Annotated in this window: 23 protein-coding genes; 11 read left to right on the forward strand and 12 right to left on the reverse strand. The window is 64.9% G+C overall.

Features of this window, described 5'->3' with window-relative positions; genetic code table 11:
• The first annotated feature begins 54 nt into the window (after window positions 1–54).
• Window positions 55–900 (forward strand): flagellin N-terminal helical domain-containing protein, encoded by an 846-nt coding sequence (locus tag BM436_RS22270; RefSeq protein ID WP_093557727.1) that lies wholly within the window; start codon window positions 55–57, stop codon window positions 898–900.
• Between the two features lie 33 nt (window positions 901–933).
• Here BM436_RS22270 and phaR read toward each other — a convergent pair whose 3' ends face one another.
• Both phaR and phaC read right to left on the reverse strand, forming a co-directional pair.
• The gene (gene phaR, locus BM436_RS22275; RefSeq protein WP_093557728.1) at window positions 934–1,491 is read right to left on the reverse strand and encodes a polyhydroxyalkanoate synthesis repressor PhaR; all 558 of its coding nucleotides are present in this window, start codon (window positions 1,489–1,491) and stop codon (window positions 934–936) included.
• Window positions 1,492–1,667: 176 nt separating this feature from the next.
• On the reverse strand, window positions 1,668–3,404 hold the full coding sequence (gene phaC / locus BM436_RS22280; protein WP_093557729.1) for a class I poly(R)-hydroxyalkanoic acid synthase: 1,737 nt from the start codon (window positions 3,402–3,404) through the stop codon (window positions 1,668–1,670).
• Between phaC and BM436_RS22285 the strand changes: the two genes are divergently transcribed.
• Window positions 3,384–3,653 (forward strand): hypothetical protein, encoded by a 270-nt coding sequence (locus BM436_RS22285; protein ID WP_307666149.1) that lies wholly within the window; start codon window positions 3,384–3,386, stop codon window positions 3,651–3,653. The two genes, phaC and BM436_RS22285, sit on opposite strands and share 21 nt — an antisense overlap.
• Here BM436_RS22285 and pgeF read toward each other — a convergent pair.
• Together pgeF and BM436_RS22295 are read right to left on the reverse strand one after the other, a co-directional pair.
• Window positions 3,650–4,399 (reverse strand): peptidoglycan editing factor PgeF, encoded by a 750-nt coding sequence (gene pgeF, locus BM436_RS22290; protein ID WP_093557772.1) that lies wholly within the window; start codon window positions 4,397–4,399, stop codon window positions 3,650–3,652. The two genes, BM436_RS22285 and pgeF, sit on opposite strands and share 4 nt — an antisense overlap.
• 80 nt (window positions 4,400–4,479) lie before the next feature.
• A complete protein-coding gene (locus BM436_RS22295; RefSeq protein WP_371859659.1) occupies window positions 4,480–5,544 on the reverse strand; it encodes an RluA family pseudouridine synthase in 1,065 nt (354 codons plus the stop codon).
• An 86-nt stretch (window positions 5,545–5,630) separates the two neighbouring features.
• On the opposite strand from BM436_RS22295, the gene BM436_RS22300 reads away from it, so the two are divergent.
• The gene (locus BM436_RS22300; protein WP_093557731.1) at window positions 5,631–6,431 is read left to right on the forward strand and encodes an outer membrane protein assembly factor BamD; all 801 of its coding nucleotides are present in this window, start codon (window positions 5,631–5,633) and stop codon (window positions 6,429–6,431) included.
• Between the two features lie 95 nt (window positions 6,432–6,526).
• Here the strand turns inward: BM436_RS22300 and yaaA are convergent, their stop codons facing one another.
• Window positions 6,527–7,297 carry a peroxide stress protein YaaA gene (gene yaaA / locus BM436_RS22305; protein ID WP_093557732.1) on the reverse strand — a complete coding sequence of 257 codons (771 nt, stop codon included), beginning with the start codon at window positions 7,295–7,297 and terminating at the stop codon, window positions 6,527–6,529.
• Window positions 7,298–7,335: 38 nt separating this feature from the next.
• On the opposite strand from yaaA, the gene BM436_RS22310 reads away from it, so the two are divergent.
• From BM436_RS22310 to BM436_RS22320, 3 genes are all read left to right on the forward strand, one after another.
• Window positions 7,336–7,773, forward strand: a complete 438-nt coding sequence (locus tag BM436_RS22310; protein WP_093557774.1) for a putative toxin-antitoxin system toxin component, PIN family — start codon at window positions 7,336–7,338, stop codon at window positions 7,771–7,773.
• A 97-nt stretch (window positions 7,774–7,870) separates the two neighbouring features.
• Window positions 7,871–9,049, forward strand: a complete 1,179-nt coding sequence (locus BM436_RS22315) for a pyridoxal phosphate-dependent aminotransferase (protein ID WP_093557733.1) — start codon at window positions 7,871–7,873, stop codon at window positions 9,047–9,049.
• Between the two features lie 49 nt (window positions 9,050–9,098).
• Window positions 9,099–10,100 carry an HD-GYP domain-containing protein gene (locus tag BM436_RS22320; RefSeq protein ID WP_093557734.1) on the forward strand — a complete coding sequence of 334 codons (1,002 nt, stop codon included), beginning with the start codon at window positions 9,099–9,101 and terminating at the stop codon, window positions 10,098–10,100.
• 91 nt (window positions 10,101–10,191) lie between these two features.
• Here BM436_RS22320 and BM436_RS22325 read toward each other — a convergent pair whose 3' ends face one another.
• Genes BM436_RS22325 through BM436_RS22355 form a run of 7 tightly spaced genes read right to left on the reverse strand, consistent with a single transcriptional unit; the run spans window position 10,192 to window position 17,036 of the window.
• A complete protein-coding gene (locus BM436_RS22325; RefSeq protein WP_229490606.1) occupies window positions 10,192–11,595 on the reverse strand; it encodes a tetratricopeptide repeat protein in 1,404 nt (467 codons plus the stop codon).
• A complete protein-coding gene (locus tag BM436_RS22330; RefSeq protein WP_093557736.1) occupies window positions 11,577–12,467 on the reverse strand; it encodes an ExeA family protein in 891 nt (296 codons plus the stop codon). The genes BM436_RS22325 and BM436_RS22330 overlap by 19 nt, the downstream gene beginning before the upstream one ends.
• Window positions 12,467–14,242: a pilus (MSHA type) biogenesis protein MshL gene (gene mshL / locus BM436_RS22335; RefSeq protein WP_093557737.1), complete on the reverse strand. Its 1,776-nt coding sequence runs from the start codon at window positions 14,240–14,242 to the stop codon at window positions 12,467–12,469. Before mshL ends, BM436_RS22330 begins: the two co-directional genes overlap by 1 nt.
• 28 nt (window positions 14,243–14,270) lie before the next feature.
• Window positions 14,271–14,609: an MSHA biogenesis protein MshK gene (locus tag BM436_RS22340; protein WP_229490608.1), complete on the reverse strand. Its 339-nt coding sequence runs from the start codon at window positions 14,607–14,609 to the stop codon at window positions 14,271–14,273.
• Entirely contained in the window at window positions 14,606–15,379 is a 774-nt protein-coding gene (locus BM436_RS22345; protein ID WP_093557739.1) for a type II secretion system protein GspM, read from the reverse strand. The genes BM436_RS22340 and BM436_RS22345 overlap by 4 nt, the downstream gene beginning before the upstream one ends.
• Window positions 15,376–16,065 carry a hypothetical protein gene (locus BM436_RS38530; protein WP_093557740.1) on the reverse strand — a complete coding sequence of 230 codons (690 nt, stop codon included), beginning with the start codon at window positions 16,063–16,065 and terminating at the stop codon, window positions 15,376–15,378. Before BM436_RS38530 ends, BM436_RS22345 begins: the two co-directional genes overlap by 4 nt.
• Complete coding sequence (locus BM436_RS22355) at window positions 16,062–17,036, reverse strand: type IV pilus biogenesis protein PilM (RefSeq protein WP_229490610.1); 975 nt, start codon at window positions 17,034–17,036, stop codon at window positions 16,062–16,064. Before BM436_RS22355 ends, BM436_RS38530 begins: the two co-directional genes overlap by 4 nt.
• A 216-nt stretch (window positions 17,037–17,252) precedes the next feature.
• Between BM436_RS22355 and BM436_RS22360 the strand changes: the two genes are divergently transcribed.
• The 5 genes from BM436_RS22360 to BM436_RS22380 are packed head-to-tail and all read left to right on the forward strand — an operon-like array spanning window position 17,253 to window position 22,054.
• The gene (locus tag BM436_RS22360) at window positions 17,253–19,793 is read left to right on the forward strand and encodes a polymer-forming cytoskeletal protein (protein WP_093557741.1); all 2,541 of its coding nucleotides are present in this window, start codon (window positions 17,253–17,255) and stop codon (window positions 19,791–19,793) included.
• A complete protein-coding gene (locus BM436_RS22365; protein ID WP_177307422.1) occupies window positions 19,790–20,254 on the forward strand; it encodes a pilus assembly FimT family protein in 465 nt (154 codons plus the stop codon). Before BM436_RS22360 ends, BM436_RS22365 begins: the two co-directional genes overlap by 4 nt.
• Complete coding sequence (locus tag BM436_RS22370) at window positions 20,244–20,711, forward strand: type II secretion system protein (protein WP_093557743.1); 468 nt, start codon at window positions 20,244–20,246, stop codon at window positions 20,709–20,711. Before BM436_RS22365 ends, BM436_RS22370 begins: the two co-directional genes overlap by 11 nt.
• Window positions 20,712–20,726: 15 nt before the next feature.
• Window positions 20,727–21,596, forward strand: coding sequence for a prepilin-type N-terminal cleavage/methylation domain-containing protein (locus BM436_RS22375; protein WP_177307424.1), 870 nt, complete (start codon window positions 20,727–20,729; stop codon window positions 21,594–21,596).
• Window positions 21,593–22,054 carry a hypothetical protein gene (locus BM436_RS22380; RefSeq protein WP_093557745.1) on the forward strand — a complete coding sequence of 154 codons (462 nt, stop codon included), beginning with the start codon at window positions 21,593–21,595 and terminating at the stop codon, window positions 22,052–22,054. Before BM436_RS22375 ends, BM436_RS22380 begins: the two co-directional genes overlap by 4 nt.
• Window positions 22,055–22,141: the final 87 nt, after the last annotated feature.

Here is a 22,141-nt window from a genome sequence, read left to right on the forward strand (position 1 = left end):
TTCCGATGGCGCTTATAGTAGAATTTCCGTCAATCAATATCGGAAGATTGCGCCGTGCTGAGCCTCCACACCAATTCCGCGTCGCTCGCCGCGAACAACGCGGCGGACCGCTCCCAGAAACTACTGGGCACCTCCAACACGCGCCTGGCCACCGGCTACCGCATCAATTCCGCCCAGGACGACGCCGCCGGCCTGCAAATCGCCACCCGGCTGCACGCGCAGAACAGCGGCATGCGCGTCGCCATGCGCAACACCCAGAACAGCATCTCCAAGCTGCAATCGATCGACGCCATGATGGAGGGCCTGGGCAAGTCCCTGCTGCGCATGGCCGAGCTGGCCACGATGGCCGCCGACGACGGCTACAGCGACACCGACCGGGCCGCGATGCAGGCCGAGTACGACGAGCTGGGCCGGGAAAACAGCCGCGTGGTGTCGGAAGACCTGCTCAATGGCGACAGCGGCTTCTTCCCCGGCGAGGACGACAGCCCCGATTTCAACACCCGCTTCCAGTTCGGCGCCAGCGCGGACGAGAGCACGGAGTACAATTTCGAGCAGACCTGGCAGTCGGCCTACGACGCGGCCCAGAACAACGCCGGAACCGGTGTCGAGCTATTGAATGGCAACGCGAACGCCAGCATCGGCAAGCTCCAGGAGGCGGTCGGCAAGGTCGGTACCTCGCGCTCGGAGCTGGGCGGGCTGATCAACCGGCTGCAGCACTCGTTCGACAATCTGATGACCATGCACGAGAACACCAGCACCGCCGAGGGCCGCATCATGGACACGGACTTCGCCAGTGAAACCGCGCAGGCCACCGTGCAGTTGATGCTGCTGCAATCGAGCACCAACATGATACGCCGCAGCAACAGCAGCTCGGCGCTGGTGATCTCGCTGCTGAATTGAAAAAGGGGCCGTCCGGCCCCTTTCATATTGAACTTATTTCTTGTCGGTGGGCGGCACCACCGGCGCCATGAACGGGAAGGCCCCGAACAGGCTCTTGCTCTGGTTCTGCATCTGCTCCTGCATTTGCACGAACAGGGATTTGCTCTGGTCGATATAGTTGTTCATCATGCCCTGCATCATCGGACCCTGGACGTTCATGAACTGGGTCCACATTTCCGGGCTGAACGGCTTGCCGTCGACGGCGGCGCTGGTGAACTTGCGCTGGATGTCGGTGAAGGCTTCCACGTTCTTTTCCAGGTAGGAGCCCATCATGCCCTGCATCGCGTGCCCGTAATAGCGGATGATCTGCGCCAGCACGCCGGTCGAGAACATCGGCACGCCGCTGGCCTCCTCTTCCAGGATGATTTGCAGCAGGATGGCGCGGGTCAAGTCCTCGTTCGATTTGGCGTCGACAACCGTGAATTCCTCGTTGTCCAGCACCAGCTGCTTTACGTCGGTTAACGTGATGTAAGAACTGGTCTGCGTGTCGTATAAACGGCGATTAGGGTATTTCTTGATCAAGCGTTCCGCACTTTTTTTAACACTACTCATCACAGGGTCCACTTATTGCGCCGCAGCGCATACTTTGTTAATCCGAAAAAAAAGCGAACCAAGGTTCGCTTTTTCACAAGCCTTATTCACCTATTATAGAGTGAAAAAAACCCGCTTGGCACGTGCTTTCGTGGTTTATTGCATCGCAACTTGCCCTGCGAAACAACAAGCCCGCATTAACTGGCTTTTGCCTTGACGTAACGACCAGGCGCGGGTTCGATCACCCGGTACTTGGCGTTGCCCGGCTGCGCGGGCGGATCGACATCCTTGCCGCCGTGCTCGGCCAGGAATTTGGCCCACTCCGGCCACCAGCTGCCGGGATGCTCGGTCGCGCCCTCGAACCAGGCCTCGGCGTCCGGACGCTTGCCCTTGGCTTTCAGCGCGGCGTCGTTGGTCCAGTAGTTGCGTTTCTTCTTGGCCGCCGGATTGATCACGCCGGCGATGTGGCCGGACGCGCCCAGGATGAAGCGGTTGGCCTTCGGCTTTTTCGGGTTCAGGATGTCCATCGAACCGTAGGCCGAGTGCCATGGCACGATGTGGTCTTCGCGCGAGGCGTAGATGAAGGCCGGCGCGTCGATGGTCGACAGGTCGACCTTTTCGCCCGCCACCGTCAGCTTGCCCGGCACCTTCAGGTTGTTTTCCAGGTAAGTGTTGCGCAGGTACCAGCAGAACATCGGGCCCGGCAGGTTGGTGCTGTCCGAGTTCCAGTACAGCAGGTCGAACGGCACCGGCTCGTTGCCCTTCAGGTAGTTCGACTGCACGTAGTTCCACACCAGGTCGTTCGGACGCAGGCTGGAGAAGGTGGTCGCCAGGTCGCGGCCCGGCATCAGGCCGCCGGATTTCAGGGTCTGCTCGCGCAGCTGCACCTGCTGCTCGTCGACGAACACGCTCAGCACGCCGGTGTCGCTGAAGTCGAGGAAGGTGGTCAGCAGCGTGACGCTGGCGGCCGGGTGCTCGCCGCGCGCGGCCATCACGGCCAGCGACGTGCCCACCAGGGTGCCGCCGACGCAGAAGCCGAGGATGTTGAGTTTGTCCTGGCCGGTGATTTCCTGCACCAGGTGCACGGCGTTGACGACGCCGGTGTCGACGTAGTCGTCCCAGGTGGTGTTGGCCATGGACTGGTCCGGATTGCGCCAGGAGACCAGGAACACGGTGTTGCCCTGCTCCACCGCGTAGCGCACCAGCGAGTTTTCCGGTTGCAGGTCCAGGATGTAGAACTTGTTGATGCACGGCGGCACCAGCAGCAGCGGACGCTCGTGCACCTTGGCCGTGGTCGGCGTGTACTGGATCAGCTGGAACAGGTGGTTTTCATACACCACCTGGCCCGGCGTGTTGCCCAGGTTGCGGCCCACCTCGAAAGCGGACTCGTCGGACAGGGAGATGTGGCCCTTGCCCATGTCGGCCAGCATGTTGGCCAGGCCCTTGGTCAGGCTTTCGCCCTTGGTTTCCACCAGTTTTTGCTGCGCTTCGGGGTTCGTAGCCAGGAAGTTGGCAGGCGACATGGCGTCCACCACTTGCTGCACGGCGAAGCGGATTTTTTGCTGCTGCTGCGGCGCGGCCTCGATGGCTTCCGCCATGGCCGTCAGGAATTTGGAGTTGAGCAGGTATGATGCGGCATTGAACGCGGTGACCGGGTTGCTTTGCCACGCGGGCGAGGAAAAGCGGCGGTCGGAGACGGCGGGCGCCTTGCCCGCCAGGAACTCCTGCCACAGCGCGCCGAACTGCTGGAAGTAGTCGTTCTTCAGTTGCTCGATCGCGTCTGGCTTGATGACGGCGCCGGCGTCGCGCAGAATGGCGGCCACCGGATGCGACTGGACTTCGGGCGTCATGTTGAACCAGGATTGCCACTGGTTGGGGTCGCTGAACTGCGACATCCATGCGTTGGCAAAGGCTTGAGGATCAGGCAATTTCATATTTATTCCATTTTTAATGAGTTTTTACCGGAACTGCTTATGCTGATAGTCGCTGTTGCTTGGATTTACGTGGTTGCGCTCATGGCGCTGACCGAACCTACTGTCGTCGCCGGAATTATGACGTTTTTAAGCTATTGCGTGTTGCCATTGGGAATACTATTTTATTTAACAGGGTCGGGCCGGCGCAAGCGCGCCCGCGCCCTGGAAGAGCGGGCGCGGGCGGCCAGCCAGCGGCCACCCGAAGCTTAAGCGCCATTCCCGGCGCCACCACCCGCCTTGCCTTTGATCCAGATCAAACTGGCTTGACGTCCGGTCACGCCATCGCGCCGGTACGAATAGAAGCGGCCTGAATTCGACACGGTGCAGTATTCGCCGCCCGCGACGCGCGTCACCCCCACCCTGCGAAGCACGGCCCGTGCCAGGGCGTACAAATCGGCCAGATGCTTGCCCGGCCGCGCGGCCACGGGGCGGAAGGCCGCCCGCACCTCGTCCCGGGCGGCCGGGTCCGGCGCGCCTTCCACGAAGGCCTTCAGCACATCGGCCCCCACCTCGAAGCGGGCGGGGCCGATCGCCACGCCCAGCCACGCCAGCACTTCGCCCGCACCTTTTTCGCGCATGGCGCGCACTGTTTCCTCCAGTACACCGTTGGCCAGGCCGCGCCAGCCCGCGTGCGCCGCGCCCACCACGGTGCCGGCGGTGTCGCAGAACAGCACCGGCAGGCAATCGGCCGTGAGGATAACGCAAACCGTGTCCGGCGCGCGCGCGATACTGGCGTCGGCCACCGGCACCTCGCCCGGGCGCACCCGCCCCGCGTCCGCCACGGCCACGCCGTGCACCTGGCTGAGCCAGACCGGCTCGTCCGGCAGCACCGCCGTCAGCGCGGCGCGGTTGGCCGCCACGTTGTGCGGCTGGTCGCCCACGTGGATGCCAAGGTTCAGCCCGCCGCCGCCCTGGCCGTCGTCATAGGGCGCGGCGCTGACGCCGCCGCGCCGCATGGTCGCCAGCGCGCCGATGTTGGGGGGAAGGTCGGGCCAGTCGGGCGCCAGCCAGCCGGGGGAGCGGGATAGGGAGTCGGTCACTCGTCGTCTTCCTCGTCGTCGAAATCGTCGCCGTAGTCGTAATCGTACTGTTCCTCGATGTCGCCGCCGACATCGTTCAGGCCGGGATTGGCGATGCCGGCCGACTCGATCAGCGCGGCGAAGTCGTCCGCCAGCGGCACGCGCCACTCGCAGGCCTCGCCGGTGGCCGGATGCACCAGCCCCAGGCGGCGCGCCTGCAGCGCCTGGCGCGGGAAGAAGTGCGTCAGGTGCGGCTTGCCGTAGACATAGTCGCCCACCAGCGGGAAGCCCAGGTGCGCCATGTGGACGCGGATCTGGTGCGTGCGGCCCGTTTCAAGACGGCATTGCACCAGGCTGACCGGGCGGCGGTCCAGCAGGCCCGATTCGATGCGCTCGTAGTGCGTGATGGCGGGCTTCGAGCCCAGGCTGGTCGAGACGGCCATTTTCACGCGGTCCTTCGGATGCCGGCCCATGGAGGCGTTCATGGTGCCGCCCTTTTGAGGCGTGCCCCACACCAGCGCCCAGTATTCGCGCTTGACGGTGCGCGCCTGCAACTGGCGCACCAGGTCGGTCTGCGACGCCAGCGTCTTGCCCACCACCATCAGGCCGGAGGTGTCCTTGTCCAGGCGGTGCACGATGCCGGCGCGCGGCACGCCGGTCAGCTGCGGGCAGTGGTGCAGCAGGCCGTTCAGCAGCGTGCCGGACCAGTTGCCCGAACCGGGGTGGACCACCAGGCCGGCAGGCTTGTTCACGACGATCAGGTGTTCGTCCTCGAACACGATGTTCAGCGCCATCGGCTCGGGCTTATAGGCCTCGGAGTCCTGGTCGGGCTGGGGCAGGATCACCACCTTCTCGTCGCCGTAGACGGTGGCCTTGGTTTTGGACGGCTTGCCGTCCACGGTAACGAAGCCTTCCTCGATCCACATCTGCAGACGCACGCGCGAAAATTGCGGCACCAGCTTGGAAATCACCTTATCGAGGCGTTCGCCACACGAATCCGGGCTCAGTTCGAGTACGATAGGGGCCAATGCGTCGACCACCTCGTCTTCGCCCAGGAACTCGGCGTCCGCGTCGGCGTCTATTTCGTTATTAGTTAAAGTCACAGCATTCCCATCGGCTATAATCAGCCTGTTGTAAAAATCTTGGTTAAACGTTCTTGCAAAACAACATGCAAAAAAAATTATCGGTAGTTGCAGCAACAGTCGTACTGCTAGGTTTATCCGCGTGTAGCTTGCTGCCGGAAAAGGCAGATGAAACCAAAGGTTGGTCCGCTACGAAATTATACTCGGAGGCCATGGAGGAATTGGAAGGCGCGCACTATGAGCGCGCAATTCAGTTGTTCGAAAGACTGGAATCGAGCTACCCGTTCGGTACGTACGCGCAGCAGGCGCAGATGAATATCGCCTATGCCAACTACAAGGCCCAGGACCAGGCCCAGGCGCTGGCCGCGGTGGAACGCTTCGTCAAGCTGCACCCGAACCACACGCACGTGGACTATATGTACTACCTGCGCGGCCTGATCAGCTTCAACGATCAGATCGGCTTCCTGAACTTCATCTACGAACAGGACCCCACCGAGCGCGACCCGAAAGCGACGCGCGAGGCCTTCACGGCGTTCAAGGCGCTGGTCGAGAAGTTCCCGGACAGCCAGTATACGCCGGATGCCATCGACCGCATGAAGTATCTGATCAACGCGATGGCCTCCTACGAGGTGCACGTGGCGCGCTACTACTACCGCCGCGGCGCCTACCTGGCGTCGGTCAACCGCGCCATGGGCGTGCTAAGCGACTACCGCGACTCGCCGTCGATCGAGGAGGCGCTGTTCATCATGATCCGCGGCTACGACAAGATGGGCAACAAGCAGCTGCACGACGACGCCCTGCGCGTCTTCAAGCAGAACTACCCGAACAGCAAGTTCCTCGAAGAAGGCGTGAAGAAGGAACGGCAGTGGTGGAAGTTCTGGAGCTGATCTGACGGCGCGTCATAGGGGACAGACCCTCCGCGCCACACACCTGGGCTAGGGCCGCGGCCGGTGGTCGCGGGTCTGTCCCCGGTGTGACCGCCTTAGTCCGCGATCCTGCGCCGGAACACCCAGGTCCGCTCATCCGAATCCTTCTTGTCGAAGGCGTAGCCGTCGACATCGAAGGCTTTCAGCTTTTCCGGATTGTTGATGTTCTTCACCGCCGCGTAGCGCGCCAGCAGGCCGCGCGCGCGCTTGGCGTAGAACGAGATGATCTTGTATTTGCCGTTCTTCCAGTCCTCGAACACCGGCGTGATCACCGGCACCGCCAGCTTGGCGCGCTTGACGGACTTGAAATACTCCTCCGACGCCAGGTTCACCAGCACTTCGGCGCCCTGCTCCTCGGCCGTCCGGTTCAGCGCGTTGGTGATGGTGTCGCCCCAGAACGCGTACAGGTCCTTGCCGCGCGGCGTGTGCAGGCGGGTGCCCATTTCCAGCCGGTGCGGGTGGATCAGGTCCAGCGGCCGCAGCATGCCGTACAGGCCGGACAGGATGCGCACGCGCGACTGCGCGTAATCCAGCTGCTTCGGCGTCAGCGTGCGCGCCGCCAGGCCGTCGTAGACGTCGCCGTTGAAGGTCATCACCGCCTGGCGCGCCTCGGACGTATCCTTGGTCCACGAGGCGTAGCGGGCCACGTTCAGCGTCGACAGCGTGTCCGAGATGTCCATCAGCTCGCCGATGCCGGCCGGCGAGAACTCGCGCAGGCGGTCGATCAACTGTTCGGAGTGGTCCAGGAAATCGGGTTGCGTGTGCAGCTTGGTGGTGGGAGGCGTCTCGAGGTCGAGACTCTTTGCGGGCGAAAGCACTATCAGCATAAAATCGAAAAACTTACGTTAAGACAAGAATGACCGACATGATACCTGTTCCACCAAAACGCATCGTGCTGGACACGAATGTCTGCCTCGACCTGTTCGTGTTCAAGGACCCGCGCTGGTCCGCGCTGCTGTCCGCCATCGAGAGCGGCGCGGTGGAGGCCATCACGCGCGCGGACTGCCGCGAGGAATACCTGGTGGTGCTGCACTACAAGCACCTGCCGCTGGACGACGACAGCCGCCCGCTGAGCGCGGCCCGCTTCGACGCGCTGATCAAGGTGGTGGCGCCACCGGTGTCCGGCATCCGCCTGCCCGTGTGCAGCGACCGCGACGACCAGAAGTTCCTGGAACTGGCGCGCGACGCCGGCGCCGACATCCTGATCACCAAGGACAAGGCGCTGCTCAAGCTGGGCCGCAAACTGACCAAGGCGGGCATGTTCAAAGTGATGGTGCCGGAGGCGTGGACGCCGGAGGCTTGACCCCGTCGCGGTGGCATACGCATATGGGCAGAATAGCAACACCGGAATGGATGGCCTGCGCTAGAATAAGCCAAACGCTTTCCTACTTCCAGCATCCATGAACAGCCGTCTTGAACCGCCAGCAACACCCGTCCTGACCACCCGCTTGCCGGCCGTCGGCACCACCGTCTTCACCCGCATGTCGTCCCTGGCCGCCGAGCATGGCGCCGTCAACCTGGGCCAGGGCTTCCCCGACTTCGCCTGCGAACCCGCCCTGGTGGACATGGTGACCGAGGCCATGCGCGCCGGCTTCAACCAGTACCCGCCGATGACGGGCGCGCCCGTGCTGCGCCAGGCCATCGTCGACAAGGTCGCCGCCGTCTACGGCCGGCAATACGACGCGAACACCGAGATCACCGTCACCGCCGGCGCCACCCAGGCGCTCACCACCGCCATCCTGTGCGCCGTGCATCCCGGCGACGAGGTGATCGTCATCGAACCGGCCTACGACAGCTACCTGCCCGCCATCGAACTGGCCGGCGGCGTGCCGGTGCCGGTGCAAATGGAACTGGGCCAGGCCGGCTACGCCATCCCCTGGGACAAGGTGCAGGCCGCCGTCACCGCGCGGACCCGGCTGATCGTCATCAACAGCCCGCACAATCCCACCGGCAGCGTGCTGCGCGAAGCCGACATGCGCGCGCTGGCCGACATCGTGCGCGGCACCGGCGTGCTGATCCTGTCGGACGAGGTCTACGAGCACATGGTCTACGACGGCCAGCGGCATGAATCGGTGTGCCGTCACGCGGAACTGGCGGCGCGCGCCTTCGTGGTCTCCAGCTTCGGCAAGACTTACCACGTGACCGGCTGGAAGATAGGCTACGTGGCCGCGCCGGCGGCGCTGACGGTGGAGTTCCGCAAGGTCCACCAGTACAACGTGTTTTCGGTCAACACGCCCATGCAGCACGGCATCGCCAGCTACATGGCCGATCCCAAGCCCTACCTGCAGCTGCCGGCGTTCTACCAGCGCAAGCGCGACCTGTTCCGCGAAGGCCTGCGGGGCAGCCGCTTCGAGCCGCTGCCGGCGGACGGCACGTACTTCCAGTGCGTGCGCTACGACGCGATCTCCGGCTTGCCGGAGGCGGAGTTCGCGGAATGGCTGACCACCGAGATCAAGGTGGCGGCGATACCGGTTTCGGCGTTTTACCGGCAAGGCCGGGAGTCGGGCATCGTCCGCTTCTGCTTCGCCAAGAAGGACGACACGCTGGCGCTCGCACTCGAGCGCCTGGCGCGCATATAAGAAACCGCCCCCCTTCTCTGGAGGAGACGGCGGCGGCACGGGGACTAATATGAACCAGTACACCAGCAGTCTGAAGGACATCATCCTGGGCGACGCCACCGCCCAGGCGCCGGCGCGGGCCTCGGTGCTGCACGAGCTGAACCAGGCCAACCGCCGGCTCGAGAAACTGCTGGCGGACCTGCGCAGCGAGAACAACGCCGAAAGCGAATTGCTGGGCATCGCGCGCGAGGTGATCGCGGCGGTGGACATGAACCCGGACATCGCCTTGGCCTGCATCTTCCTGAACCAGATCAACGGCACCTACGCGGTGCGCCACTGCATCGAGACCGCCATCGTGGCGACGCTGGTGGCACGGCGCATGCGCAAGCCCAACGAGGAGGTGCTGGTGATCGCGGCCGCCGCGCTGACCATGAACGTGGGCATGCTGCGGCACCAGAACACCTTCCACAAGAGCTCCAACCTCACCAGCGAGGAGATGTCCATCGTGCGCCGGCACCCGGAGGAAAGCGTGGACCTGCTGCGCGACGCCGGCGTCAGCGACCAGGAATGGATCGCGTGCGTGCTGCTGCACCACGAGAACGACGACGGCACAGGCTACCCGGCCGGCTGCACGCGTGACGAGATCACGCAGAACGCCCGGTTGATCAGCCTGGCGGACCGCTATTGCGCGCAGGTCTCGGCGCGCAACTACCGCTGCTCGGTGCTGCCGGACCAGGCCCTGCACAACCTGCTGGGCGACCCCGCCAAGTTCAACGACCCCGCGCTGGCCGAGCAGTTCGGCAAGCAGCTGGGCAAGTACCCGCCCGGGGCGCTGGTGCGGCTGCAAAACGGCGAGGTCGGCGTGGTGACGCAGCGCGAGCCCAGTGGCGAGCTGCACATCCACTGCCTGCGCGACGCGGCCGGCAAGTCGCTGCGCAATGGCGGGCAATGGATATTGACGCTGCGGCGCAGCAGCGAACCGGCCTGCGAAGTGGCCGAGGCGCTGACCGAGGACCAGGCCGACGTGCGCTTCAGCATGAAACAGATCTGGGGCGAGCAGGCCAGCCTTTAAGCCAAATGCCGTTCAGTTGGCTGATGACCCGTCGCTCCCGCGCAGGCGGGAGCCCAAGTCGACGGCATGCCGCTATGGCTGGACCGCCATCCTACCTGCCCAACTGCTGCAGCTTGCGCTCGACGAAACCGGTCAGCTCCGGCGACAGACTGCCGCTGGCCTTGGCGCGCGTGTAGGCGTCCTGCGCCTCGGCGTTGCGTTTTTCGGCCTGCAGTGAAATCCCCAACCCCATCCACCAGACACCGTTCTGCGGCATCAGGCGCAGCGCGGCCTGGTATTGCTCGACCGCCTCCTTGTGGCGCTGCGCTCGCTGCAGGGCGCCGGCCAGGAAGCCGACGTAATCGGCGTGGCTGCCGGCGTAGGGCAGCGTACGCAGCAGGGTGTCGATGGCCGGGCCGCCCTTCTCGATCTGCAGGCGGGCCAGCAGCATGGCCATTTGCGGCTGCTTCGGGTCCAGCCCGAGGCCCAGTTGCAGATGGCGGATCGCCTCGTCGTTGCGGCGGTTCTCCAACAGCAGGCCGATCAGGGTCTGGCGCGCCGCCTCGTGGCGCGGGAAGGTGTACACGGCCTGCTCCAGGCCGCTGATGGCGTCGTTCACGCGGGCTTCCTGCAAGGCCAGCAAGGCGCGGCGATAGGCGTTGTCCGCCTGCTGCTGCGACGTGACGGTCACGCCGTTCGCAACCGGGCGCGCGGATTCGGGCTCGGAGGACCGCGCGGCGGGCTTGGCGGCCAGGCGCGCCGGCCTGTCGGCCGCGACGGCTGGCGCGGCTTTCGACGCGGACACGGGACGTCCGGAAGCGGTGGCGGCGGCCAGCGCATCGGCTTCGGCGCGGGCTTCCCTGGCTTTCTTGCGCGCGGCCTTCAATTCGGCGGCCAGTTCGGCGGCGGCCTTCTCTTCGGCCAGACGGCGTTTGCGCGCCTCGGCCTTCGTTTCGCGCTGCGGCTCCGCGGCTGCGTTCGCGGCTGTCGCCCCCTCGGCGCCGCTGGCCGTCGCCAGCGGCGATGCGGCCGATCCAGCGGCAGCGGCTCCCCCGCCGCCGCCCGGCGGCGTTGCGGACCCGACGGCGGCAGGCGATCGTCCCGGCTCTGCGGCCACGGCGCCCGGCTGAACCGGCTGTCCTGGCCCCGCGGCGGTGGCGCCGTGCTGAAGCGACTGCGCTGGCGCGGCGGCGACGGTACCCGGCTGAGGCGACTGTGCCTGCCCGGCGGGAACAAGGCCCGGCTGGCCTTGCGGCCGCGCGGCCGCGCCGGCAATCGCCTGCGGATTGGCTGCGCCGGGGGACCGGTGCAAATATTTCCAGCCGAACCATCCGCCGGCGGCCAGCGCGACGACGGCCGCGCCGGCGCCGGCCGCGAGCACCGTACGCTGCTTGCCTCCGGACGACGGCGCCACCGCCCGCATGGCGGCGGCCGCGCCTTGCCGGCCGGCCCCGCCGCCGCGCGCGTCCAGGTCTTGCAGCATTTTATTGATCAGGCTCATTTGAGCATCGCCCACGTCAGGCCGCCAGCCGCCGCCAGCAGCGTGGCGCTCGCGGCCAGCCATGGCCACAGCACGCGCTGGCCGCTAACCGTGTCGCCCGCGGCCATGCGCACATGCCGCTTCTCGACCAGCTGGCGTCCCTCGCCATAAGCCAGCATCAGCGCCTTGTGCGAAATGATGTTCACCAACCTTGGAATGCCGCCGGTGGCCGCGAACAGGCGCCGCACCGCGCCGGCGCTGAACATGCGCGCGCCCGCGTAGCCGGCCACGCGCAGGCGGTGCGCCAGGTAGTAGTCCAGATCGTCCCGCGACAGCGCGCCCAGGTGGTAATGGAAGGTGATGCGCTGCGCCAATTGACGGATCGTCGGGCTTTCCAGGTGCGCGTTCAACTCCGGCTGGCCGAACAGCACGATCTGCAGCAGCTTGCGCTTTTCCGTTTCCAGGTTGGTCAGCAGGCGCAGCGCCTCCAGGCTGTCGATGGGGATGGCCTGCGCCTCGTCCAGGCACAACACCACCTGCTTGCCCTGCCCCGCCAGCTCCAGCAGGCGGAAGGTGATGGACTTGAGCAGTTGGTGCTGGTCGACGTCGCGCGCCAGCGTGATTTCCAGCTCGTCCGCCAGCGCCAGCATCAGCGTGCGCGGCTCGAGATAGGGATTCGGAATGTAGGCGGTGACGAACTCCTCGCCCAGCGTCGCCATGAATTTACGGCACAGCAGCGTCTTGCCGGTGCCCACTTCGCCAGTGATCTTGATGAAGCCCTCGCCGCTCTTGGCCGCGACCAGCAGTGTGTTCAGCGCCTCCTGCGAATGCGGGCTGGTGAAGAAGAAACTGGTGTCCGGCGTGATGCTGAAGGGCACCTCGCGCAGGCCAAAGTGGGCTTCGTACATTATTTGCGCTCCGATGGACGGCGCGGGTCCAGCTGCTCCATGCGGCGGCCGGCGTCCTGCATGTCCTGCGACCAGCTGGCGGCGCCATCGACGATGGTGGGCTTGATCAGCACCACCAGCTCGCGCTTCTGCATGTTCTGGTCGGTGTTGCGGAACAGCGCCCCCACTACCGGCAAGTCGCCCGCGCCGGGCAGCTGCGAGCGGTCGGACGTGCTGGACTGGCGCATCAGGCCGCCGATGGCGACGATCTGGCCATCCTGGCCGCGCACCATGCTGTCCATCTCCGAGGTGCTGGAGGCGGCCAGCGGCAGGTTCAGCGAACCGGCGCTGCCGAGGTTGACCACCTTGTTCACGGTCGTCACCTGGCTGACCGAAGGGTGCACGTGCAGCATGATGTTGCCCTCCTCGTCGATCTGCGGCGTCACGTCCAGCACCACGCCGGAGAAGAACGGCGCCAGCGTCACGTTGGGGCTGGTGGTGTTGCCGCCAGCGGCGCTGGTGTTGGTGGTGGTGCTGACGCCGGTGACGTAGAACTCGTCGGTGCCGATCTTCAGCACGGCCTTTTGATTGTTCATCGTGGCGATGCGGGGGCTGGACAGCACGTGCACCGAACCCTGCGACTCCAGGAAGGAGATCATGGCGGCGAAGTTACTGGTCTGGAAGGCCAGGCCGAACAGCGAGCCGGCGTTGTTGGCCGCGTTGGCCAGCGAGAAGCCGGTGCTGGCCGAAATGCCGGCCGTGCCGCCGCTGGTCTGGGTGGGCGGCTGGCCGCCGGCGAACGGCAGCGGCGCCAGCGAGGTTCCGGGCGCCAGGAAGCCGCCCGAGACGCGGTTGTCATGGCCGGTCTTGAACGAGGCGAACGAGGCCCAGTTGATGCCGGTCTGGAAGCCGCTGTTGAGCTGCACCTCCAGGATCTTCGCCTCCAGGATCACCTGGCGCTCGACGGCAAGGCGGGTCGCCTTCAGGTACTGGTCCACATTGCGCAACTGCTCCGGCATGGCGCGCACCACGATCACGCCCGACTGCGGACTGATGACGACGCTGCGCCCCTCGCCCACGCCGCCCACCAGCGCCTCCAGCGCGGACTTCAAGTCGGCCCAGAAGTTGCTGTCGGACTCGGTGGTCACATTGCTGGCGTCGTCCTGAGCGCTGCGTTGCTGGCCGTTGTTCTGCTGCTGTTGCGGCTGGGGCGAGCTGGAGCCGTTGCCGCTGTTGCCGGTCTGGCCCGACGTCTGCGGCCCCACCGAGGACACCGAGGTCGACGACACCCGCACATTGGAGCTGCCCTTGCGCTTGGCGGTCAGGTAGTTCACCTGGAACATGCGGGTCTGCATCGTCAGCGGACGGATATAGATGCGGGTGCCCTCGACCTTGTAGTCGTAGCCATACAGCTCGCGCACGGCGTCCAGCGCCTCGAACAGCGTCACATCCTTCAGGTGGGCCGTGATGTTGCCGGTCACCTCCGGGTGAATCAGCATGTTGTAGCGCGTGCCCGCCACGACCGAGTTGTAGAACTGCTGCACCGGAACCTGGTTGAAGGCCACGTTGAAGCGCTCGTCGAGCACCGGGCGCGCCTTGGGCAGTTGCGAGGCCAGCGCCGGCAGTTGGGGCAGCAGCGCCGCCTCCACCGCGTCCGGGGCGGCCTGTGGCGCGGGAGCCTTGGTGACCGCGTCGCGCATTTGCTGATTGATCGCGTCATAGGTGTCGCGCTTGGGAGCGCTCTGGCAGCCGGCCAGGGCGGCCGCCGCGCATGCGATCAGCATCAGTTTCTGCATAGTATTGGACTTATCCGTAGTCATATTTTTATCGTTTCTCCGCCTTCGGGAACAGCCGCAGCGTTTCCCGTGTCTTACCGCGAAGCAGCACCACTTCGGTCTCCCCCACCCGTTCGACGACCGCGTCGCCGACCTTCATGCCCTTACGCACCATTTCGCCATTAATCACGGCGACGCGGCGCCCGCCTGGTTCGCGCGACACCAGTATGGACTGCAGTTGCGGCACCGCCGGTCCGCTACTGGCCGCTGGCTCGCCGCCCGGCGCCACCAGCATCGCGGGCGGCTGCGTCGGATCGCCCACGGCTTGGGCCGCAGCCAGCACCGGCACGGCGGCCAGCGCCCAGGCAAACACCAAGGCTTGTTTCACAGGGCTATCCATTTCTGGTCCAGGCTCAACGTGTATAAGGTCAGTGTCAAAGTCGACTTCGGATATTCCTCGGCGCTCAGCGTCGCCTTGCCCCAGAACAGTTGCGCCGGCATCTTTTCCAGCGCTTCCATATAGGCCAGCATGTCCAGGTAACTGCCCTGGAGCACGATCTCCACCCCGTGCCGGTACAGCAATTCGTCATTCTTCACGGGTGGCTTGGGCGCGGCGGGGCCGGCCCCGGGCGCCGGCTGGGCCGCCTGTCCGAGCAGGCTGTTCGCCACGCGCTGCGCCTCGTTGGGCGGCGCGACGGGCGCGGGCGCATCCGGTTCCGCGAAGCGGCCATCGCTCATGCCGCGCGGAGGAAAAGTCTTCAGCGACACCAGGCGCAGCTTGCTGTTCCCGTGCAGCATTTGCTCGAGCAACAGACTCATCTTGTCCGGCGCGACCAAGCCTTTCTGCATGGTGCGCAGCGCGGTGCGCATGGCCTCGTTGTCGCGATTCACCTCTTGCAGGCGCTGCTTGGTGGCCTGGTCGGGGTCGATCTTGGCGGCGATTTCCTTTTGCACCACTTCCAGGTCGGTGTTGGCGATCTGCATGCGCTGCGCGTTGATCTGCATTTGCAAGGTCTTCTCACGCTTGGCCGCCGGCTCCATCAAACCCATGTAAACCACATAGACGATGGCGGCGGCCGCCGCGAAAGCCACCATGGCGCGCTCGCGCACGCTCATCGCCTCCAGCTTGGCCGCCCACATTTTCCATTGCCGCTTCATCTCGCCTCCGCCGTGGCGTTGCCGCCCTGCCGCTCGCCAGCCGCGGGCACCGCCTGCAGGCTGAATTCCACGTAGGGCACCGTCGGCGCGACGGCGGCTGCCTGGCCCGGCAGGGCCGTCTGGACCAGCGTGGCCGGCTTGGGCTGGCCCATCTCCAGCTGGCCGAACGATTTCCCTTTCAGCACCGGCTCACGCGACAAGCCGTTCAGATAACCCGGCAACAATCCCGCCTGCAAGGTGCGGCCCTGCAGGCCGATCTCGTTGGCCGCGCCGTTGATCTGCACGCCCGTCAGCCACAGGCCATTCACGCGTGTGCGCGCGAAAGCGCGGAAGTACGCCGAATAGCCGCGCGTATTACCGAACTCGCCCTTGTCCAGGATGGCGCCCACTTGCTTCAGGGCGCGGTTGTCGCTCTCGGCCTGCGCCAGCTGCTGCTCCAGTTCGGCGCTCTTCTGGCGCGGCGAAATCCCGCCGCCCGCCGCAGCCTTGCGGTTCTCCGCCGCCGTCAACCGCTCCTGCACCTGCGCCGCTTCCGCCTCCAGCTTGGCCACGCGCTGCTTGGCGACCATCGCCATGCCGAGCGAACCCAGCAGTATCACGCCCAGCCCCGCGGCCAGCGCCTCGGCCGTGAAGTAATTCTTCTTCTTGCGGAAACGCGCGTTGAATAGATTGATCTGCTGGCTCAAGACGCGTACCCCTCGTCCCGCAGCGCCGCGCCCAGGGTCATGAAATAGCGCGCCTGCTGCGACAAGTCCTTCAGCTCGGGCACCTTCTCCAGGTCCAGCAGATTGTCCAGGTCCAGCATGTCCACCGGCAGGTACAGGTTTTCGGCCAGGTAGGCGTGCAGGCTGCTGCCGCCGGTGGGCGCCAGCACCAGCCGGGACACGGCCACGTAATGGAACTGGCGCTCGAAGTGGTCCAGCGAACGCTGCAGCTCGAGCGTGATGCGGTCGTAGTGCTGGCGCCGCTTGTCCTCGTCGTCGCCCAGCAGCTGGTTCAGCGTCACATCCATGCGGCGCGCCAGGTAGAGCTCGCCGCCGAAGCTGACGGTCAGCAGGCCGCCGTCCAGGTCGAACGACAGCATGGCCACGCCGCGCCCCTCGGGCTCCAGCATGGCCGAGAAATTACGCTGCGCCATTTCCGGGATGTCGATGGCGGACAGCTTCACCTTGCCGCCCGCGAACAGGTTCTGGTGCGGCTCGATCACCGAGTTGCGCGCGGCCACCGCGAACACCTGGTGGTTGTGCGCCGGGCCGTTCTTCGCCACCGGCACGTCCACCACGTCCACAGTGGCGTCCGCCACGGGGAAGTCGATCATGTCCTTGAGCTTCCAGGTGACGGCGGTTTTCAGTTCCTCGGCCGGCACGTTGGGCGCCTCCACCATCATCAACTGGTACTCGCCCACGCCCAGCAGGCTGGAGCAGCGGTACTGGGCGGTTTGCATCTCCTTGCTGAGACGGGCCAGCGTCGGGCCGGCTTGGGCCTTGGCGCCCGGGTAGAACAAGGCGGCCAGCACGGCGGGCTTGGCGTCGCGGCGGCGCTGCACCACGGCGGCCAGCACGCCGTCCGCGTACAACGCGATGGCGAGCCAGCCCTCTTTCTTTTTCGTTTTTCCCAGAAAAACCATGCACACCGTCTCGAAGATTGCGCGGCGCATGCAGAATACGCCGCAGTCGCTTGATTATATTCAAGTTTTGGCGCCGATTAGCACTCATCTTTGTCCACGACGACGAAAGCGGGCATTTTTTTTGCTGGTAGGCCACAAAATAGCGGGTTTCTCTAGCGAAAACGCACGACTGGCGGCAAACTTGACACATTCTTTACAAGCATGATCTGATGGCGCACCTCAACCGCCGCCGATCTGGACAACGCCATGAAATTGACCACGCTGCTGCCGCTGATGCTGTGCATCGCCAGCGGCGCCGCGAGCGCCGCCTCCTCGGCCACGACCTACTCGATACCGGCGGCCCTGACCACCAGCGCGTTCAACTGCACGCTGTCGTCCGGCGTCTACAATTGCCCCAACATGTCGCTGTCGAAAGCCACCGTCCTGAACCTGACGTCGAACGTCAGCATCAAGGTGACGGGCAACTTCGACGCCAGCAAGGAACTGACCACCACCAACAACGGCTATACGCTGGATGTCTACGCCACGGGAGCGGTGTCGCTGCAGAAGGAAGTCGATGTCAAGATGAACCTGCGCTCCGGCGGTTCCATGTCCATCGCCAAGGACGCCATCATCGACGGCAACCTGACCGTCGGCGGCAGCCTGAGCATCGCTAAGGACGGCGTGATCAACGGCGACGTCACCGTCGCGGGCGCGATGAGCGTGGCGTCCGGCACCGTCATCAACGGCAATTGCACGGTGGCGGGCGGCAGCAACTACACCTGCAAGTCGTCCAGCACCGCGCTGCACCACGTACGGCTCAGCCACAATGGCAGCGGCGTGACCTGCACCGGCTCCTACATCACCATCAACGCCTGCAGCGACGCGGACGCCAGTGGCAGCTGCTCCACCAGTTCCACCACGGTCTCGGGCACCGCGTACGCGCGCACCGCCGCCGGCGTTTTGCTGGACAGTACCCCCTTCACCGTCACCAACGGCGCCACGCGCGTGACGCTCGACGTGACGTCGCCGCAGACGGCCGTCTTTTCGATTGGCGGCCTGTCGGTATCGCCCACTAACTCAGCGACATGCTGGAACACCACCAGCGGCACCGCCAGCTGCAACCACACATACACCGACTCCGCGCTCATCTTCAGTGTGCCGGATCATGTGGCGAACGTGACGCAAACCATTGAAGTCAGCGCGGTGCGCAAGTCGGACAACGGCCTCTTCTGCGCGCCGGGCTTCGAGGACGTGACGCGCGCCGTCACCTTCAGCTGCTCCTACGGCAACCCCACCACCGGCACGCGCGCGCCCAGGATCAACGGACAAGCGCTCAACAGCGCCAACAGCCCCACGCAGTCGTGCGACGCCGGCGGCCGCGCCGTCAACCTGGCGTTCGACGAGACCGGTGTCGCCAGCACCACGGTGCAGTATTCGGACGCCGGCAGGGTGACCTTATCTGCCAGCTACCCGACGGCCAATATGACCGGCAGCGCCTCCTTCATCGCCGCGCCGTCCAGTTTCGCGGTGGCCGTGACGACGGCGGCGCCCATCAAGGCCGGTGCATCGTTCGGCGCGACCGTCACCGCGCAACACTTTGTCGCCAGCCCGTCTGACGGCACCACGACCACCACGACCCCGAACTTCGGCCGCGAATCGACGCCGGAAACGGTCACCCTGACCTTCACCCAGTGCTCGCCGGTGATCGGCTCGCAGGACGCGTACGCGGGCGTGTTCAGCGGCACGCTGGGCAGTTTCAGCAACGCGGCGGCCAGCGCGACCAATCTCCAGTTCTCGGAAGTGGGCAATGGCAACGTAACCGCCACGCTGAGCGACAACAACTATCTGGGCTCCGGCATCAACGTCACCGGCACCACCGGGACCGGCGCAGGCAATCCGTGCACGGGCGTGGGCCCGTTCATTCCGTCCTATTTCGAGACGGCGATCACGCCGATGCAGGTCTACACCTATTCCGGGCAGCCGATCTCCAGCGTCACCGTCGTGCCCCGCAACGCCAGCGGCGCGATCACCAACAACTTCAACGGCACAACCGGCTATTCGAAGGACGTGACACTGAGCCCCTATTATATTGACGCCACCAACACGCTGGTCGCCGCCCCCGCTTCCATCGGCGCGTTGAGCGGCGCGACCGTCGCCGCCTCCGCATTCAAACCTGTGACAGGGGCGAGCGCGACGCCCACCTTCACCTTTGCCGCACCGGCCTCGGCCACCGCGACCAAGCCCATACCGCGCGCTATCACTTTGCGGGCCGAGAACACGACCATAGGTGTCAGCTCGTTGGGCCAAACGGAGGCTGCGGCCAACATCCGTTTTGGGCGACTTAAGGTGTACAACGCAGTCGGCAGCGGAAAGCAAAGTCTGCAAGTGCCTGTGCAAGCGGAATACTGGAGCGGCAAATCGTGGCTGATCAACACTGACGACAGCAAGACGCTGATCCCCACAGCCTCCGTGGCGCTGAACCGCTCCAGCGGCCTGGTTGGCAGCAGTGTGTCGGCGCCGCTCACGCTGTCGGGCGGCAAGGGCTACTTGACGCTGACGACGCCCACTTCCGGCAAGGGCTACATTGACATGGCCCTGAATCTGGGCTCCACGGCGGCGGACCAGTCCTGCCTCGCTACGCACCCAGCTACGACCGGCGCCGCCATCCCCTGGCTGCGCTCGCTTAACGGCAGCTTGAACAGCTGCTCGCAGACATTCGACCGGGACCCGTCGTCACGCGCGACCTTTGGCGTGTATTCGCCGGAGACGCAGGCGGTCGTCCACGTACGGGAGTCCTTCAATTGAGTCTCCGCCAGCAGGGCTTCACGATTGTCGAGCTGATCACCGTCATGGTTGTCATCGGCATCCTGTCCGCCGTGGCCATCCCCATGATGACCGGGAACTCCATGGCAGGTCCCGCTTTCCGCAATGAGCTAGCCAGCACCTTGCGCTACGCGCAGAAGACCGCCGTGAGCCACCGGAGGCTGGTCTGCGCGACGGTCAGCGCCACAACGGTGACCCTAAGTATTGCCTCTGCCGCCGGTTCCACCGTGTGCAACACCACGCTGGCCAGCCCGGACGGCAACAGCGTGACCAGCAAGGATTCCGCCGTGACCGCCAGCGGTGCGCTCGTCGGCATCCTGTATTTCCAGCCGGTCGGAACCATCACCACCAATAACGCGGGCACTGTAACGGCGGCCGGAACCATCAGCGTCACAGGGCAGGCCGGCATCGCGATACAGGGAGCGACCGGCTATGTGGAATAAGCGCCGTCAGCAAGGGGTAACACTGGTCGAACTGATCATCGCCATGGTCATCATCGGCATCAGCGTGGCCGGCGTGGTGCAGGTGTTCAACCTGAACACGGTGGCCAGCGCCGATCCGATGATCACCAAGCAAATGCGCGCCGTGGCGGAGAGCCTGATGGAGGAAATTCAGCACCAGCAGTTCGATGCGCAGGCCAACACCGGCGCCGCCGCCGGCTGTGCGCGGGACACCTTTAACGACGTGAGGGACTACCATGGCTATACTCAGGCGAATGTTTGCGACATTGGTGGCGTCAGCCTGGGCCTGAGCGGCATGGGAGTCAGCGTGACAGTCACCAACGCGGCCACATCACTGTTCCCGGGCGTACCAGCCGGATCGGCATTGCAAATCCAGATCACCGTCACGCAAGGGACGCAATCGTTCAAGCTGCTCGGCTGGCGCACGGACTTCGGCTAAAAACAGGTCATGGCCATGAAAAAAACCTCCGGCTTCACCTTGGTTGAATTGATCGTTGTAATGGTCATCGTCGGCATTCTGGCAGGCACGATGGCGATCTTCTTCGTCCCTGCGGTGCAGAACTACGCGGCCGTTGGCCGCCGCGCCGTGCTGACCGACATGGCCGACGGCGTGATGCGCACCATGAGCCGCGATATCCGCTCCGCAGTGCCCAACTCGATCCGGCAACCTAACAACTCCTGCTTTGAACTGGTGCCCACATCCGCCGGCGGACGCTTCCGTAGTGGGCCGGACACTGTATGGGACGCGGGCACTCCCGCCAACCCCACCATGCCGGTCAACACAGCCACCACCACCGCAGTGTTCGATGTGATTACGCTAATATCCCCAGCTCCCGCCGCAGGAGACTGGATCGTGGTGGACAATCAGAACACGGACGACGTTTACAACGGCGTGAACAGGGCGGCAGTCCAAGGCGTCGGCTTTGCACCCGGAGCCACTGGGGCACACCGTATAACACTTGCTACCCCGTTCCAGTTCCCGCCCGGACAAGCCAGTGCCCGTTTCGTCGTGGTGCGCAACGCGCAGCAGGCGGTGTTCCATGTGTGCTCGAATCCGGGGATTAGCACCGATGGACAGAACAATGGCACTGGCACCCTGTACCGGTTCAGCCCATATCCTTTTAGCGGCAGCGCGGCCACGTGTCCAACGCCTGCCGCCAGCACTCCGGTGTTGGCGACGCACGTCGAAAGTTGCACCATTACCTATAATCCCACGCCCGGCGCGGCACAGGCCAGCGGCTATGTACAAATCGACCTCAAGCTCACGGATCGCGGCGAGTCCGTGCGGATTCAGTTCGGCACCCACACAGACAATGTCCCATGACTAAGCGTCCACAGCGCCAAGCAGGCTTCGCCTATATCGCCGCCGTGTTGATACTCGTGGCCCTGAGTACGCTGGCCATCACCGTGACCCGGCTCAGCACGACGCAGCAAACCACAGCGGCGCAGGACGCGCTGCAGGGCTTCGCGCTACAAACGGCGCGTGCGGGAACGGAGTGGGGACTCTATCAGGCGTTGAAGAACAGTAGCTGTGTCGCTTCACAGACGCTGGATTACCGCTCGGTGAATGGGTTTTCGGTGACGGTAACTTGCACCCGGCTGCCCTTCAACGAGGGAGAGCTGGCAATGAACACGCCGAACGCGAAGTCGCTTTACACGATCAGCGCCATCGCATGCAATGCAGCGGTGTGCCCAAACAATGCGCTGGTGGGGAATACGGACTACGTGGAACGAAGAAGGGTCGCCACAGCTTGCACTACGGCCCTCTTGGCGCCCTGCTAACCTACGATACAAAAGAAGAAGGGTCCCCACAGCTTTCACTACGGCGACCCTAAGGGCTTGCTCAAACTAATTCTTGCCACAGAATAG

This window comes from Pseudoduganella namucuonensis (assembly GCF_900116645.1).
GTDB lineage: Bacteria > Pseudomonadota > Gammaproteobacteria > Burkholderiales > Burkholderiaceae_D > Rugamonas > Rugamonas namucuonensis.